The following is a 15,191-nucleotide window of genomic DNA, read 5'->3' on the forward strand; positions in this document are numbered from 1 at the left end:
TGTCCTTATGCTGGAAAAGAGATCTATAACCCAACTTCAATTGATGGTGATCATTGTCATTACCATCCTGCCTACGGCCATCTTGTTTTTGCCTGCTATTACGGCGGTCGATGCTCGGCAAAATACTTGGATAAGCGCTGTATTCGCCACTTTATTCGGAGTCGTAATGGCTTGGTTCCTTCTGAAGCTCTGTTTTCGGTTTCCGGATAAGCCTCTCGATTTATTTTGCAGCGACATTGTAGGCAAAACGGTTGGCAAATGCATCGCGTTTCTTTACGGCTGCTTTTTTTTGCATGCGGGTTCCATCTTACTTCGAGAATATGTCGAATACGTAACGACTGCCATGCTTCCTGCCACGCCGAATGAAGTAATTAGCATCTCGACTCTCTTTCTTGCCGCCTTTGCTGTACGCGGAGGTTTGGAGGTTATCGGACGTTTAAGTGAATTTGTTTTCATTATCTTAATTTTTACGATTGTATTCGTTCTGGTGTTCTCCATTAAAGATGTCCAGTGGGACTACTTACTGCCGATGATGGAAGACGGGATTCGTCCAATCATGAAAGGAGCCTACACTCCTGCGAGCTGGTTCGGAGAAGTCGTGACGGTCGCCTTTTTTCTGTATCAAGTCAACCATACAAACAAGAGCCGTCAAAGTGTTCATAAAGGAATCTTATTAATAGGCATTTTGCTTATAGCGGTTTCGATCATTACTATCGGTGTATTTCGTGCTATTGAGGTATCCAGGCTCAAATTCCCTACGTTTGAGCTTGCACGGGATATTGAAGTCGGGGAATTCCTCGGAAGGCTCGAATGGGTAGTAGACAGCTTATGGATACTCGGTGCTTTTACGAAAATTACCGTATTTTATTATTTCGGTGTCGTCATTGCAGCAAGATTATTTCAACTTATGGATTACAAGCCCATTATTTTTCCCGTCGGACTCCTCCTCATTGCACTCTCCATATGGCTTTATGGGAGCGTAGTGGATCTTGTAGGTTTTCTTGCTCATACATGGCCGAGCTACAGCTTGATGTTCGAAGCCGTATTACCGCTTTTTCTTTTACTGATCGCCGTACTTCGGGGCGTAGGAAAAGTGAGGAAGACCCTATGATTAGAAAAATATCGCTGCTCCTCCTCCTCTGCACGCTTACTTTAGTTTCGAGCGCCTGCTGGGACCGCAAGGAAATAGATAAGCTCGCGATTGTTATCGGGTTCGGTGTTGATCTGATCCCCGGCCCCAAGCCGTATTTATTAACGGCACAGATCGTAAATCCAACCGCTTTGCAAAAAGGCAAAGCTGGCGGAGGCAGTACAGAGACCAAGCCTTTTGTCGTAACCTTGGCTCAAGGCGAGAGCATTTACGATGCGATACGAAATTTTTCTATGGATTCACCTCGCCGTCTGTTTTTCTCCCATAACAGCATTCTCGTGATCGGAGAACGAATGGCTCGTTCCGGCGTCCAGCCGATTCTTGATTTCTTCGAGCGAGACCCTCAGTTCCGTCGGACCATGTGGGTTCTGGTCACACCGCGAACTGCAAAGGAAGTGCTGGAGTCCAAGCTGGACCTTAATTCCCTATCTGCCATGGGCGTGGAGATGATGATTCGGGAATTCCATCAATCCTCTGCTGTGAAAGTGGTCCAGCGTAAAGACTTCATGAGTAATTTGGCCAGCAAGTCTTCCTCCGCAGCCGCTTCTAGAATAGATCTGTACAAAGAAACCGCCATCGTGCAGCAAAAGCTGCAGGAAGCAGACGGTAACAAACCGCAAGACCAAAAGTCGGACCATTCCAGCGCCTACGAGGAACAACAAGAGCAGCTGCGCCTCAACGGAACCGCTTTATTCCATAAGGACAAGCTGGCCGGTTATATGAATGAGCAGGAAAGCCGGGGGCTGCTATGGATTCTTGGTGAAATTAAAGGTGGTGCCGTTGTCGCGGGTTGCCCTAATCAAGAAAAAGGGAAAACGGTATTCCGTGTCAACCATACCCATGCGAAGCTAACCCCTGCCTATGAAAAGGATGGCTTGAGCATGCATATTGAAATAGAAGAAGAAGGCGCCATAGCCGAGGTAAGCTGCAAAAAGCTTGATATTTCCAAGCCGGAAACGATTAAGGAGCTGGAGAAGACTCAAGCCGAAATCGTCGAGAAGCGGATTATGTCAACGGTGCAAAAAGCACAATCCTTGAAATCGGATGTTGTGAAATTCGGCGAGGCGTTTCACCGTAAGGATCCAAAGAAGTGGAAGCAAATGGAGGCGGACTGGGGTAAACATTTTGCCCAAGTGAAAGTTACCGTCCATGTCACTTCAAAAATAAGACGGGTCGGCATGACATCTAAACCGGTTATCGTGGCCGAATAATACAAAGGAGGTTGTATAGCCTATGTTTTGGTTCATCATCATAGCTGCGATTATCATTGCATGGATCGAAGCTCCCTCGCTGGTTAGAAACAAGCAATGGAAGGATCTGAGTGTATTCTCAGGCTTCTTGGCTCTTGGAATTGTCTTGGGGGCCGTCCTAGATTTCCAGCTTCCATTTCCGAATCCGACCAAAGGCATTGAAGCGCTGTTTAAACCAGTTACGGAAGCCTTTTTTGGAAAAGGGTAGCCGGGCATTTGAGTGGAAGGGGACAGCATGATGGATAGACCGCAAATGACTTTGAGGCAAGTATTCTGGCTCTTCGTTAACAGCCGGTTCATTATTACACTTGTGTTCATCCCTCAACTCAGAGAACTGCACTATACACAAGATATTATCCCAGCGCTCCTGCTAAGCTTTCCAATGGAGCTATTGATTGGCATCGTATTCGTCATACTGTGGTCCCGCTACCCTAACCATACATTGATTGAATACAGCCGATTGATCCTGGGCAGATGGATTGGCCCTATCATAGGCTTGCTTTATATAAGCTATTTTATTTTCAACACGGCTATAACGGTCCGGGTATTCGATGAATTTTTGGCTACGCGATTTTTTATCAACACACCGTTAGAAGTCATTGAGCTAGGCATATTGCTCATTGCGGCATATGTCCTTTACTGCGGGCTCGAGGTGTTGGGCCGGTGTGCCGACCTATTGGTTCCGATCATATTTCTCGGCTTGCTCCTTGTTATCGCGCTGGCGCTTCCTCAAGCTAACTGGCGTCAAGTGGTTCCAACTTGGGAAACTTCTCTGCCTGAGATGCTTCTCTCCAATTTTCCCGGTGCAACCCGCTGGAATGAATATACCTGGATGGCGATGGTTATCCCTTTCATTAGCAACAAGAAGCATCTCCAGCGAGCAGTTTACATGGGGATTGGATTCAACAGATTGTTCTGGATTATTTTGATGGTGCCTATTGTAGCTATTTTCGGTTCCGGGATTGTCGGTAATCTCCAATTTCCAACCTATGAATTAGTGGAAATCATTTCTGTAGGGCAGTTCCTAGAACGGATCGATGCGCTCGTACTGGGACTTTGGGTTTTCGGGGCTTTTTTGAAAATTGCTATTTTTTATTACGCAGCGGTATTCGGAGCTTCCCAATGGTTTGGAATGAACCGTATTCGTCCCATTATTTTGCCAATGGGGATGATTATTTTTACTCTGTCATTATTGCTATTCTCCAATGTGGTAGAACTGAGGAATTTGGGCAAGTCCTTAACCTTTTTCGACTTCACCTTTGTTGTTGTTATCCCCCTCATTATGCTGCTGATTCATTACTCTAAGAAAAGGATCCGGGCGGCTGATAATGGAAACACCTAGCATCTCGCTGCGCCAAGCCTTTTGGCTTTTTGTCAACAGCCGTTTTATTATTACGCTTGTGTTCATTCCTCAGCTCAGGGAGCTATCTAACGCTCAGGATATTATCCCGGCGCTTCTGTTTGAGCTTCCCATGGAACTTCTGTATGTGCTCGTTTTCGTTATCTTATGGCTTCAATATCCTAACCAAACTCTAATAGAATACAGCCGCAGCTTATTGGGACGTTATGTAGGAAGCCTTGTCGGCTTACTATTTATTTGGTATTTCATCCATAATGCTTCCATCACAGTCCGCGTTTTTATTGAATTCCTTGCTACCCGTTTTTTTGACCATACTCCCGTCGAAGTAATAGGAGCAAGCATCTTGATTATGTGCGCTTATTGCGTGAATATGGGATTGGAGGTTCTTGCCCGTAGTGCTGATTTCCTCGTCCCTTTGATTTTTGTAGGGCTGTTAGTCATCATTACATTGACGATTTCCTCTGCTGAATGGGGGCATGTTATTCCTTTGTGGGAACAGGGTGCAGCACATATTGCACTTCAAGATATCCCTTCCGTCTGTCGTTGGAACGAGCTTGCCTGGATGAGCATCATCATGCCGTTTATCGTTCGGAAGCAGCACATCTTACGTGTTGTATGGGGAGGCATTACGTTTGCGATAGTGTACTGGTTTCTTCTTATCGTTCCCCTAGTCGCGTTATTTGGGCCCGAGATCGTACAATCCCTTCAGTTTCCAACCTATGAACTAGTAGAAATCATTTCCGTCGGGCAGTTTTTTGAACGCATCGATGCGCTTGTTCTTGGATTATGGGTTTTCGGCGCTTTCTTGAAAATCTCCATGTTCTATTACGCCGCTACTGCAGCCGCTTCACAATGGCTAGGACTTCAACGACGACAAACGATCGTGCTGCCTGTGGGGATGATCATCTTTTCCCTGTCACTCCTGCTGTATGCCAACGTAGTAGAGCTGAGAAATTTCGGTAAAGCCGGCACCTTCTACGACCTTACTTTCGTCCTGCTGATTCCTGCTATACTGTTGGCCGTTCATCTAGTAAAAAGAAAATTCCGGTTACATCATGCGTGAGGATATTCCAATGCCCTAGTGAAGCCGCTCTGCCCCAGCTGCTCAGCTGCCAATTGGCGAATCTCCAGCTCAAACAGCGGCTTGCTGATCAAATAACCTTGAACGTACTCACACCCCCATTGACGCAAGCAATCAAGCTGCTCTTGCGTCTCTACTCCCTCAGCCACAATCTGAATCCCCATTCGTCGGACCAAAATAATAATAGATTCCACAAGAGAATCGTCTACGGACTCTTTTGTTATATCCTTTACGAATGATTTATCGATCTTCAAAGTTCCGATAGGCAGTTGTTTCAAGTAGCTTAACGAAGAGTACCCTGTCCCGAAGTCGTCCAAGGCAATGCTCACCCCGTAATCTCTCAAGGTTTCCAAATTGCCGATAGCGGAATGAAACGATTCCATCATGATGCTCTCCGTAATTTCAAGCTCCAAGTACTCGGGAGCCATCTGGGTTTCGAGCAATATATCAATCACCATTTGGGCAAAATCCGGCCTTTGAAGCTGAATGGTAGAAATATTTACGGAAATGATGGAATGCGGAAAATGACTTTTCTGTATCACTTTATTCCGTTCGCATGCTGTACGGATGACCCATTCGCCTATAGGAATAATCGCCCCGCTCTGCTCCGCTACTGGAATAAATTCTAAAGGGGACACCGTTCCCATCTGGGGATGAACCCAACGAATCAAGGCTTCAAAGCCTCGAATTTGGTTTGTTCGAAGATCCCTTTGCGGCTGAAATTGTAAGATCAATTCATTATGTATAAGTGCCTTGCGAAGCGCTTCCTCTAACCTGCCTCGCTTTAATAACGCTTCTCTCATCTCATTATTATAAAATCGATAATGGTTTTTTCCCATTGCCTTCACGTTATACATCGCAGTATCAGCGTTCTTGATCAGCTCTTCCGCACTCGCACCATCTCCTGGGTATAACGCAATTCCGAGACTCATTTTCGAATAAATCTGCTCGTTGCGAATAAACTGCGGATACTGAAACTCATCTTGTATCGTTTGTATGCGTGTAAGCAGGTGATGCAGTTGATCAATGCCCTCCAATAAAAAAACAAATTCATCCTCGCTGATTCTTGCCAAGGTGTCCTTAGGGGACATAAGCCGTTGAAGCTGCTGCGCCACTCGATTTAACAGCTCATCGCCGAACGCATAGCCTCTCGTATCGTTAACCAGCTTGAAATTATCCAGATCCGCTACTACGACAGCCACTCGTGTACTCTGCTCATCGGAAACGGCAATCGCTTGATTCAATTTCTCCATCAGCAGCTTGCGATTCGGCAGCTCGGTTAAGGAATCATACAAGGACAGCTGCATAATATGCCTCTCTGAATTTCTAATTCTCGTGATGTCATAGCACGTGCCCGTAATCGACTTCACCTGTTGATCCATACCCAACACCGGAGACAGTGTCGTAACATATAAATGCGTGCTGCCGTTCTTATGAACGACTTCCTTTTCGAAGGTAATGGGTGTCTTCCCATAGACGGTTTCGGAAAGCAGCTCCTGCCATCGGGTCAAATCCTCTCTGAACCCGAGAACGTCAAATATCCAACGATCTCTTAGCTCCTTCGCTTCAATTCCGATATCATCCATGAATTTCTTGTTGGCTGACAGCAGATTGCCCCGTAAATCGCAGCGAAAAATTAAATCGTTGGAATGCTCCACCAAGGTTCGATATTGCTCCTCGCTTTCGAGCAGCTTGCCTTCTGTTTCTTTCTTGCGGATTTCATGAGTGATAAAGTAGCGAATGATGATAACGACCAGGGGATACGTAACGCACATGTAGATGGCAATATGTTGAAACAGATACTGATTCAACTCTTTTGGTAAAACGAGAAACCACAATGCGCTTTCAATAGCTACAAGCAAACCGAACACAGCATAGGCTAGCGTCGGCTTTCTAAATCTGGCTTCATATCGATTCATTAGCAACCCGAACAGCATGGCCGTCACAATACCGCCCAGTCCACTTACGACTCCCGTACCGCCAACGTAGGCTCTATAGCCGCCTACAATCAGCATGGCAATAGTCCCCGAGATTCCGCCCCCGAATGTCCCGGCAAGCGCCACAAGCACCGTCCTGAAATCTACAAACACCCCATCGGTAACATACAGAGGATCAATCATGACCCCAAGCCCGGTAACACCAAACCAGATACCGAAGATTACGCTTACCCAACGTGAGGAGAACTTCGAAACAAGAGGGTACAGCCAATGAAACAAAAAGATAAACGTTAGCAGTACTGAAGCATTAATAGCTATATCCTCTAATGTTTCGTATCTGATTGTCATCATCGCATCCCCCTCTTACCTCATACTGCAGCATAATATGTTTACCCGCTCATTCTTCCGTATCGCCTGGCGGACTCCGCCATCGTCATCCCGCTTTCATAGCAGAAGGCCTGCAGCAGCAGCGAGTACAGCTTTCTCGTTGAATGAATCCCGAGTTTTTTCATTATATTGTCCAGATGATTCTTAACTGTTTTAACGGAAATGGTACAATGATCCGCCAGTTCCTGATTCGAATATCCATAGAGCACCAATAAAATAGCTATTTCACTTTCCCGGCGCGTTAAGTGATTTCTTTCTGCAAATGAAAGCATGGATTGCCTGACGTATTCCAAATACTTGACTTCATATTTTGCTGATACCATTTCCAACATGAATTACTAGACCCCCATTTTTTATGACTCATCTTGTTGTTCGACAATAAATGACAAAGAGTCACATTTTATGGCAATATCATCCACCATTATCCCTATTATGAGCGAAAATTGTAAAAAAAGTTTATGGATGAATGTTAGCTCATCATGTTACATATTCATAAATTTATATCCAACGCCCCAGACCGTTTTAATGTACATCGGCTGTTTCGAGTCCTGCTCAATTTTTTTGCGCAAATTCCCGATATGGACGTCGATAGCGCGGTCATTTACGAATGAATCGAACCCCCGTACCGCATTAATCAGTTCCTCTCTGCTATATACTTTGCCCGGATTAGCTATGAACAGCTTCATGATCTCAAACTCGGAAAACGTCGTATCAACATGCTGTCCATTGACATACAGCGATCTTTTTTCGTAATTCAAAAAAATTTGGCTGGCCGGAACTCCTTCCGCTTCGACGGCTTTTGTTAGATGGTTATAGTAGGTTCTTCGGATCATTGCAGCTACCTTGGCCGACAGCTCACGCATACTAAACGGCTTGCACAAGTAATCGTCCGCTCCTGCATTCAACGCATTGACTCGGTCCATTACCTCGGTTTTCATGGATACGACAAGAATGGGAACCGTTGATCGCTTGCGGACTTCCCCGCATAATTGAATGCCGCTAACGTCAGGCAATACCATATCCAGTAAAATAATATCAGGATCGAAATCCTCCAAAAGCGTCAAAGCCTCTTTCCCCGTTTCCGTTCGATGAACCAAATACCCTTCTTCCGATAAATACATAGAGAGCATATCCCCGATTATAATATCATCTTCAACTATAAAAACTTTGTGCATGAACTCACCTTCAGCAAGATATATGAAGTCAATTGGCCTTACGTTTACTTTTTTTGAATATTTTACTCAAACTTTCCTTACATTTCGGGTTTACTATCTCCCCCGTTCCAATAATCCAGGCCTTCAAGAATAGAAGCAAGCTCCCTCTCCAATGCAGCTAGCTCATGATCCCATTCAAAGCTCTCTCCTTCTCTTGTTAGTTTCTCCTCGATGCTGGATGCAAGCTCAAACAGTTGGTCTGCAGCCAAATTACCGGCAACCCCTTTCAAGGAATGAATGCTTCGGCGAACGTTATCGAATTGTCCAGCGTTAAGCTGCCCGTGCAGCGTCTCTGAATAATGGCGATATTCCAATTGAAATTGATTCAAAATATGAATCAAAATCGACATCCTCCCGTTCAACCTTTGCAGCACCCGCTCCAAATCTATGCCGGGAAGCTCCGGAAGCAGCTGTTCACGATCCCCTTCCTGATGCATTTCCTCAGGATTCGCTTGTTTGAGGGAACCTCTGAGCAAGGACTCTCTCTCTTTGCTTGTCCACTTGTCCAATATCCGTGTCAATTCATCGACATCGATGGGCTTGGTGAGGATATCATTCATTCCTAATTCAAAGCAAAGCTTACGTTCGTTAGGCATAGCATTTGCGGTTAATGCAATAATCGGAAGGTCGTCGAAGCGCCTGTCAGCTCTGAGCTGGCGAGTCGCTGCGTACCCATCCATCTCCGGCATATGAATATCCATAAACAGAAGATCCCAGTCCGATATCTCAGCGTATTGCAGCGCTTTCTTGCCATCACAGGCTATAGTTACGGCAAACCCTTCGTTCCGCAGCAGCTCTACGGCTACCTGCTGATTGATTACATTATCTTCCGCAAGCAATATCCGCCCTCTGAGCTGCTTTGAGGATACAACAGGCGGTTGGATCACCTCATGCTTCTCTTCGTTTAACGGGATCAGCTGTTCAAAGACGGATCGAATCGCTTGCGAGAGTCCCAGCCTGTTAAGAGGCTTCACCAGGATCCTGTCCGGCCGTTCACTCTCCTGCATGCCCAACATCTCTTCCCTGCCGTACACCGTAGTCATGGCAATCGTTCGTACATCGACCGATTCCGCCATACCTTTGAACTCAAGCCATGTCTCCGGCCCGTACATATCCTCAGCCTCCATATCAAGCAGCACCGCATGAATGGGGTTATGTCGATCTTGAGCTATCAACACTGAGGTTCCTTCTGCCCACGAACCCGCGCAAATGACCTCGAGGGATAAGGAGCTTAACAGCTCTAAAAGCTTGTTTCGAATAAATGGATTGTCTTCTACGACAAGAACCCGGTATACCGTACGACTGGCCGGCAGCTCCAGCTTCTCCGACTTTGCATTAAGAGCCCGTTCAAAATACAGTGTAAACGTGAAGCAGCTCCCAACCCCTTCTCGGCTTCTAACCGAAATGGAGCCCCCCATCATCTCGATGAGATTTTGGGAAATGACCAATCCAAGACCGGTTCCTCCATATTTCCTGCTGGTTGATCCGTCCGCTTGTGAGAACGGCTCGAACAGCTTATGCAAATGTTCCTTAGGAATGCCTATCCCTGAATCCGCTACAGAAAATTCAATCGACATCCCCTTACTGTCCGTACCCGAGATCGTCAATGAAATAATAACGATACCTTGCTTAGTGAACTTGACTGCATTGCTGCACAAATTAAGCAAGACCTGCTCCAAACGGAGCGGATCGCCCATCAGAGCATCGGGAAGCTCCTCCGGAGTGTCGATGATAATATCAATAGGCTCTTTTCCAAGAAGTACGCTCATCATATCGGATATATTGCGTATAATTTCATGAATGTTAAAACTAACCTTCTCCAATTCCAGCTTGCCGGCCTCTACTTTTGAGTAGTCCAAAATATCGTTCACAATACGCAGCAACGTATGGGATGATGCGAGAATTTTACTGCTGTATTCTTTTTGGGCGGCACTCATTTCCGTTCTCAACATAAGCTGGGCGAAACCGATGATTCCGTTCAGCGGAGTACGGATTTCATGACTCATCCTTGCCAAGAAAAGACTTTTGGCTTCGTTGGCATCATCCGCTTCTTCCTTAGCCGAGAGCATCTCTGCCCAGATTCGGTTGTGCTCCGATATATCTCTTGCAATAACGGAGTAATACACTACTTTGGATGACTTATCACGATGAGCTACTACAATGAGGGACATCGGCACCTTTTGACCGGATGTCGTGACCAAGTGGGCTTCCGTTTCCCAATAGCCTTTGTCACGTACCCTATGCAATCCCTTAATATAGAACCGGAAGGTTCCACTATCCAGATACTGTTTAGCCTCTTTCGCACAATCATCCAGCTGTGTAATTCCAAGAAGCTCCATTCCAGCCGGATTCATATAAAATATATTGCCTTGCGTATCGATGGAAGCGATTAAGTCTTTGGCCGCGTCCAATATACTTAACAAGCGGTTGCGAGTTTCCTCGGTCTGCTTGTACAAGCGAATATCATGCGCGATGCCAACGTAACCGGTCACGCTGCCATGCTGGTCGCGCATAGGGCTTACGTTCAGGTTGACAGGAAAGCGGGTACCGTTTTTATGTATATAGGTCCACTCATAATCTTTAGGCTCATGACGCAGCGATTTAGTCAAAAAGACGGCCATGTCCGGTTTAATTTGAACCCCGAGCTCCTGGGCCAACCGTTTTGCCCGTTCCGCGATCTCTTGTTTGTCGTGCCAACGAAACATAGTTTCTTTAAATATCATCTCATCCGCGCTATAACCAAGTATCTTTTCAGCCGTACGGTTAAAATAGGTTACCTTAAATTCGGTATTAATAACGATTATAGCGTAATCATTCTGATTAATGATGGCATTCAACCGTTCAAACAGATTGTGAAGATTATCTACCATTCCGTTCACCGACTGTGCGAGCGCACCGATCTCGTCTTTAGACCGGAATAAGATTGGACTCACCTTCAAGTTGCCTCCGGCTACACTTTCCGTTACATTCAATATTTGACGGATACGCGTGACCACTTTGTTCAAGATGTAGAACATCATAATGCCGAGAACAATTTCTGTCATGATAACCGTTAGGACCGTCCGCCAAAAAAGAGCTTGAAGCGACTTCTCGAAAGATTTCATCATTACACATACAGCCATATACCATTTAGTACCCGGCACCTCGGAATAGAAGATGAGGGCAGGATCTCCCTTTACCTCCGTCTCTATGAAGCCGTGGCGATTTTGGACCAGCTCCGGGACAATCGGTTGAAACGGTGAATCCGAATTTAACACATTCGATTTCAATATTTTGGAATGATCCGGATGATAAATGATTGTTCCATCTCTCTCGAATAAAATGGTTACGTCGGATGGTCCCACCATGTAATTCGTGAATCCGTTAAATACCTTGTCCGTAAGCAGGTCTGCATTCAATACTTCCTTAATCCTGTATTCGCTATCGAATATGGGAACCTGCATCGTAATAATTAGCTTCCCGTCCAGACTTCGGATGAATGGATTGGATACGACGTCATTTCCTTTCAACACATCGTTAAATGTAGCCTCATCCGCAATTTGCAGCATTCCTCCGTCAATCATCCTTAAATTGCCCGACGTATCGCTGATGCCGAATGAGGTAAAAATTCCCGACGACCGATCTCGTTCCCTAAGCAAATATTCCAAACGATCCTTATCCGATCCAAAACGAATCAAATCGGTATGGCTAATTACCTTCACCTCAGCCAACCGGTTGGACATCCATGTGGAAAGGTCCTGTGCTTGCGTTTGCACCTTGGCTCGGGAATTGTCTTTGAGCGATTCTAAAATGGACATTTTGGCAGCTCTATAGTTGCTCCAGCCTACCAAGGTCAGAGAAAAACTTGTAATCAGGAGAAACAGTATGCTAATCCGTACCTGCAGCGATGCCCTCATAGTCCCCTCCCTCAATGGCAGTTAAATGATTGGATGTATGGTATGGATTCTATGGCATTCTCATTATAACCTTACACGGTGTTTAATCCTACCGCTGTAAGCAAATTTCGACATTAAATTCGGGAACTTTTTCATTTGAAAGAACAAGGTAGGGCGCTTGGAAAAAAGAGGGATCGGACCTCCTGCAATACCGGAGGTCCGATGCGTTAAAAGAGGTTACGGCATATTCGTGGATATCCAGCTTTTGAGCGTATTCAGATCGTCCAAGGCTGCTTCATACAGCTTCTCCCGCTCTTCTCCCTGACCTGTGCCTTCAACAAATTCCAAGGTGAAGGATCCGTTGAAGCTGGAATTTTTCATCAAATTCAGCACAGCTGTTACTTCATTCAAATTGGTGCTTAATCTCCGGAACGTTTGTCCTTCGTAACGGTATTGTACATGAGCATGAGTAATAGCCGAACCCAAATGCTTGAACCAGTCCTCAACCGAACCCAAGGAGTGGAACGGATGTATGATCGCCTCACAGCCTGCCATAGCCTTCATCGCAGCTGCAGCCGCCTGCGGCTCCTCCATTACCGTATTCGGATGGCACTCGCACAATAGACGACAATCCTCTGGAAGCAGCTTTACCCATTCATTCCAGTTGCGAATATACGTGTCCAATAAACTTTGCTCACGTCCAAAATTAAACTTGACCGCTTTAGCACCCAGTTTCTTAATGAGCTTAGCTGCTTGCTCACGGCCTTCTTCCGCCCCATCCTCGAACGTCACGTAGGAATTATATACCGACATAGGCAGCTCGGATGCAGACAGTCTTTCCAACTCTGGCCCGTCGCATAGAACTGCATGATTCTCCCACAGCTCTATTCCGTCGAAACCGTCCCGCTGTAGACGCGGAATCCATTCGCTTACAAGATAGGTTGGCTCCTTCCCCGCAGCCCAACGATTTCTCTCCAGTAGTATAGAACCGAAATACACTTTTCCTCCGCTGCTGCTCATACTCAAGATCATCTCCCTTTGTTTGGTAGGTCTTGTACCGATACTTCTTCCTGGCCATGCCCTTTTCCTCCCCGTAAATAAGAAAACACTAATTGAATTTCGCTACGCTACGCTTAAAAGAAAAAAACCTCTAATTCCTGCTAAGGAATTAGAGGTTTGGTGTTATACCTGTACTGCTCCTTCTTTCACTCCCGCTCCGTACACAATCGACTCTTTCGACAGTGCCGTTGACGTATTCGTGCAGCGAATTTGCTCAGAGCTATCGCCCGTTACGTGCATGAAAATCTCACTCTCTGTCTTGGCCACAATTTCTTCTAGCAAAATGTTTTTGCTGTTATGGACTCGAACGACCGGCCCTTGCTCAGGAACGACTGTAATTTCGCGCAACGAGATATTCTCGGCGTTCGTACATTCGATAGCCTGCTTCGCTTCGATGGAAACCCGGTTCAGATGGATGGAACGAATCGGCATCTCCGGCAATCCTTTCAATTGAATGCCGATATCCGCCCCCGCACATACAGTATCTTCAATGAAAATGTCGCGGAATTGCGGCGTACCCTCATTGATCTCAGCCAGCGCATCGGGGTCTCCCTTCACTTCATAATACATATTGAAGGTGATGGCTTCACGTGCAATGTCCTTCATCCGGATATTACGGATGTAAACATGCTCTACGACTCCGCCACGGCCACGAGTGCTTTTGAACCTCAAGCCTACATCCGTACCGATGAACGAGCAGTTAGAAACCAGCAAATTGCGCACGCCTCCCGACATCTCGCTGCCGATAACGAATCCTCCATGCCCGTGGTACACAGTGCAGTCACGTACAACAACATATTCACATGGCTTGCCTAGCTTGCGGCCTTGCTCGTTTTTGCCGGATTTAATGCAAATTGCATCGTCACCAACGTCAAATACCGAATCGCTAACTTCCGCATAACGGCATGATTCCAGATCAAGCCCATCGCCATTTTGCGAATACCATGGGTTGCGCACTGTAATATTGCGAATCGTGATGTGCTCGCTTACCCAAGGGTGCAGGCACCAGCCTGGGGAATTTTGAAACGTTGGACCGTCGAGCAAAATACGGCTGCAGTTGCGCAGGCTGAGCAGCACTGGGCGCAAATAAGATCTCACCGGCTCGTAATCCCGGGTAGCCGTCGAGCCCTGCTTACGCAGCGCTTCGACCGTCACCGCCCCGTTCATCGCAGCTTCCGTAGGCCACCAGATCTCCCCGTCCGCATCCACCACTCCGCCGGAGTTGATTAACTTCTTCCATTGAAGCTCCGTCATCTTGAATCGTTTTACCGGGCGCCAAGCATCTCCGGACCCGTCAAAAATTCCATTGCCAGTAATCGCAACATCCTCCAGCTGCTCTCCGTACAAAGGAGACATACAGCGAATTGACGAGAGCCCCTCAAAATTCGACTCAATTAATGGATAGTCGGTATAGTTCGTGCTGAAACGAATAACAGCACCGTGCTCCGTATGTAAACGAATGTGGCTCTTCAATACAATCGGACCTGTCAGCCACACTCCCGATGGAATAATGACCGTTCCTCCGCCATCTGCGGCAACAGCTTCTATTGCTCGAGCAATCGCTTCCGTATTCATTGTAATTCCGTCGCCGCAGGCTCCGAAATCGGTGATGGCTACGCTTCGTTCAGGTATATTCGGAAGCGCAATCTCAGGCATGTCAAACGGCGCTTTAACCTCGCTGCCAACGGCTGAATTTGCAGACTTGTTCAATGCAGTATTCCTCCTAAAAAAATAATCTTATCATCATGGCCTTGTTTCATTCCGGTCTATCATAGCAACGGATATCGGGAACGACAATAATCATTATCTCACTATTTAAGTTCAACTGAGCAAAGGAGCAGGCCGGTGATCGGCACACCAAACCATTTTTTTCTTGAT

General features: G+C 46.3%; 11 protein-coding genes. 5 read left to right on the top strand and 6 right to left on the bottom strand.

The window, feature by feature from the left end; all coding sequences use genetic code 11:
* Positions 1–7: 7 nt before the first annotated feature.
* The 5 genes from BP97_RS0104155 to BP97_RS0104175 are packed head-to-tail and all read left to right on the top strand — an operon-like array spanning position 8 to position 4,823.
* The gene (locus BP97_RS0104155; RefSeq protein WP_028547970.1) at positions 8–1,111 is read left to right on the top strand and encodes a GerAB/ArcD/ProY family transporter; all 1,104 of its coding nucleotides are present in this window, start codon (positions 8–10) and stop codon (positions 1,109–1,111) included.
* Positions 1,108–2,361, top strand: coding sequence for a Ger(x)C family spore germination protein (locus BP97_RS0104160; RefSeq protein WP_028547971.1), 1,254 nt, complete (start codon positions 1,108–1,110; stop codon positions 2,359–2,361). Before BP97_RS0104155 ends, BP97_RS0104160 begins: the two co-directional genes overlap by 4 nt.
* 22 nt (positions 2,362–2,383) lie before the next feature.
* Complete coding sequence (locus tag BP97_RS0104165; protein WP_028547972.1) at positions 2,384–2,608, top strand: hypothetical protein; 225 nt, start codon at positions 2,384–2,386, stop codon at positions 2,606–2,608.
* Positions 2,609–2,635: 27 nt separating this feature from the next.
* Positions 2,636–3,742 carry a GerAB/ArcD/ProY family transporter gene (locus BP97_RS0104170; protein ID WP_081823930.1) on the top strand — a complete coding sequence of 369 codons (1,107 nt, stop codon included), beginning with the start codon at positions 2,636–2,638 and terminating at the stop codon, positions 3,740–3,742.
* Positions 3,729–4,823: a GerAB/ArcD/ProY family transporter gene (locus tag BP97_RS0104175; protein WP_028547974.1), complete on the top strand. Its 1,095-nt coding sequence runs from the start codon at positions 3,729–3,731 to the stop codon at positions 4,821–4,823. The genes BP97_RS0104170 and BP97_RS0104175 overlap by 14 nt, the downstream gene beginning before the upstream one ends.
* Here the strand turns inward: BP97_RS0104175 and BP97_RS38630 are convergent.
* The 6 genes from BP97_RS38630 to BP97_RS0104205 all read right to left on the bottom strand — a co-directional run bounded on the left by BP97_RS38630 (position 4,814) and on the right by BP97_RS0104205 (position 15,023).
* Positions 4,814–7,129, bottom strand: coding sequence for an EAL domain-containing protein (locus BP97_RS38630; protein WP_081823931.1), 2,316 nt, complete (start codon positions 7,127–7,129; stop codon positions 4,814–4,816). The two genes, BP97_RS0104175 and BP97_RS38630, sit on opposite strands and share 10 nt — an antisense overlap.
* Before the next feature lie 38 nt (positions 7,130–7,167).
* Complete coding sequence (locus BP97_RS0104185) at positions 7,168–7,497, bottom strand: response regulator transcription factor (protein WP_028547975.1); 330 nt, start codon at positions 7,495–7,497, stop codon at positions 7,168–7,170.
* A gap of 150 nt (positions 7,498–7,647) precedes the next feature.
* Positions 7,648–8,340: a response regulator transcription factor gene (locus tag BP97_RS0104190; protein ID WP_028547976.1), complete on the bottom strand. Its 693-nt coding sequence runs from the start codon at positions 8,338–8,340 to the stop codon at positions 7,648–7,650.
* Between the two features lie 77 nt (positions 8,341–8,417).
* Positions 8,418–12,275, bottom strand: a complete 3,858-nt coding sequence (locus BP97_RS38635) for a response regulator (protein ID WP_028547977.1) — start codon at positions 12,273–12,275, stop codon at positions 8,418–8,420.
* A gap of 216 nt (positions 12,276–12,491) precedes the next feature.
* A complete protein-coding gene (locus BP97_RS0104200; protein WP_028547978.1) occupies positions 12,492–13,274 on the bottom strand; it encodes a TIM barrel protein in 783 nt (260 codons plus the stop codon).
* A 162-nt stretch (positions 13,275–13,436) separates the two neighbouring features.
* Positions 13,437–15,023 (bottom strand): glycoside hydrolase family 28 protein, encoded by a 1,587-nt coding sequence (locus BP97_RS0104205; protein WP_028547979.1) that lies wholly within the window; start codon positions 15,021–15,023, stop codon positions 13,437–13,439.
* Positions 15,024–15,191: the final 168 nt, after the last annotated feature.

It is taken from the genome of Paenibacillus sp. UNC451MF (assembly GCF_000686845.1).
In the GTDB taxonomy this organism is placed as follows: domain Bacteria; phylum Bacillota; class Bacilli; order Paenibacillales; family NBRC-103111; genus Paenibacillus_S.

Bases quoted from the DNA above. Each gene is read 5' to 3' on its own strand.
- BP97_RS0104155 (WP_028547970.1), top strand. From the start codon at position 8: ATGCTGGAAAAGAGATCTATAACCCAACTTCAATTGATGGTGATCATT.
- BP97_RS0104160 (WP_028547971.1), top strand. From the start codon at position 1,108: ATGATTAGAAAAATATCGCTGCTCCTCCTCCTCTGCACGCTTACTTTA.
- BP97_RS38630 (WP_081823931.1), bottom strand. From the start codon at position 7,129: ATGATGACAATCAGATACGAAACATTAGAGGATATAGCTATTAATGCT.
- BP97_RS0104185 (WP_028547975.1), bottom strand. From the start codon at position 7,497: ATGTTGGAAATGGTATCAGCAAAATATGAAGTCAAGTATTTGGAATAC.
- BP97_RS38635 (WP_028547977.1), bottom strand. From the start codon at position 12,275: ATGAGGGCATCGCTGCAGGTACGGATTAGCATACTGTTTCTCCTGATT.
- BP97_RS0104165 (WP_028547972.1), top strand. From the start codon at position 2,384: ATGTTTTGGTTCATCATCATAGCTGCGATTATCATTGCATGGATCGAA.
- BP97_RS0104170 (WP_081823930.1), top strand. From the start codon at position 2,636: ATGATGGATAGACCGCAAATGACTTTGAGGCAAGTATTCTGGCTCTTC.
- BP97_RS0104190 (WP_028547976.1), bottom strand. From the start codon at position 8,340: ATGCACAAAGTTTTTATAGTTGAAGATGATATTATAATCGGGGATATG.
- BP97_RS0104200 (WP_028547978.1), bottom strand. From the start codon at position 13,274: ATGAGCAGCAGCGGAGGAAAAGTGTATTTCGGTTCTATACTACTGGAG.
- BP97_RS0104175 (WP_028547974.1), top strand. From the start codon at position 3,729: ATGGAAACACCTAGCATCTCGCTGCGCCAAGCCTTTTGGCTTTTTGTC.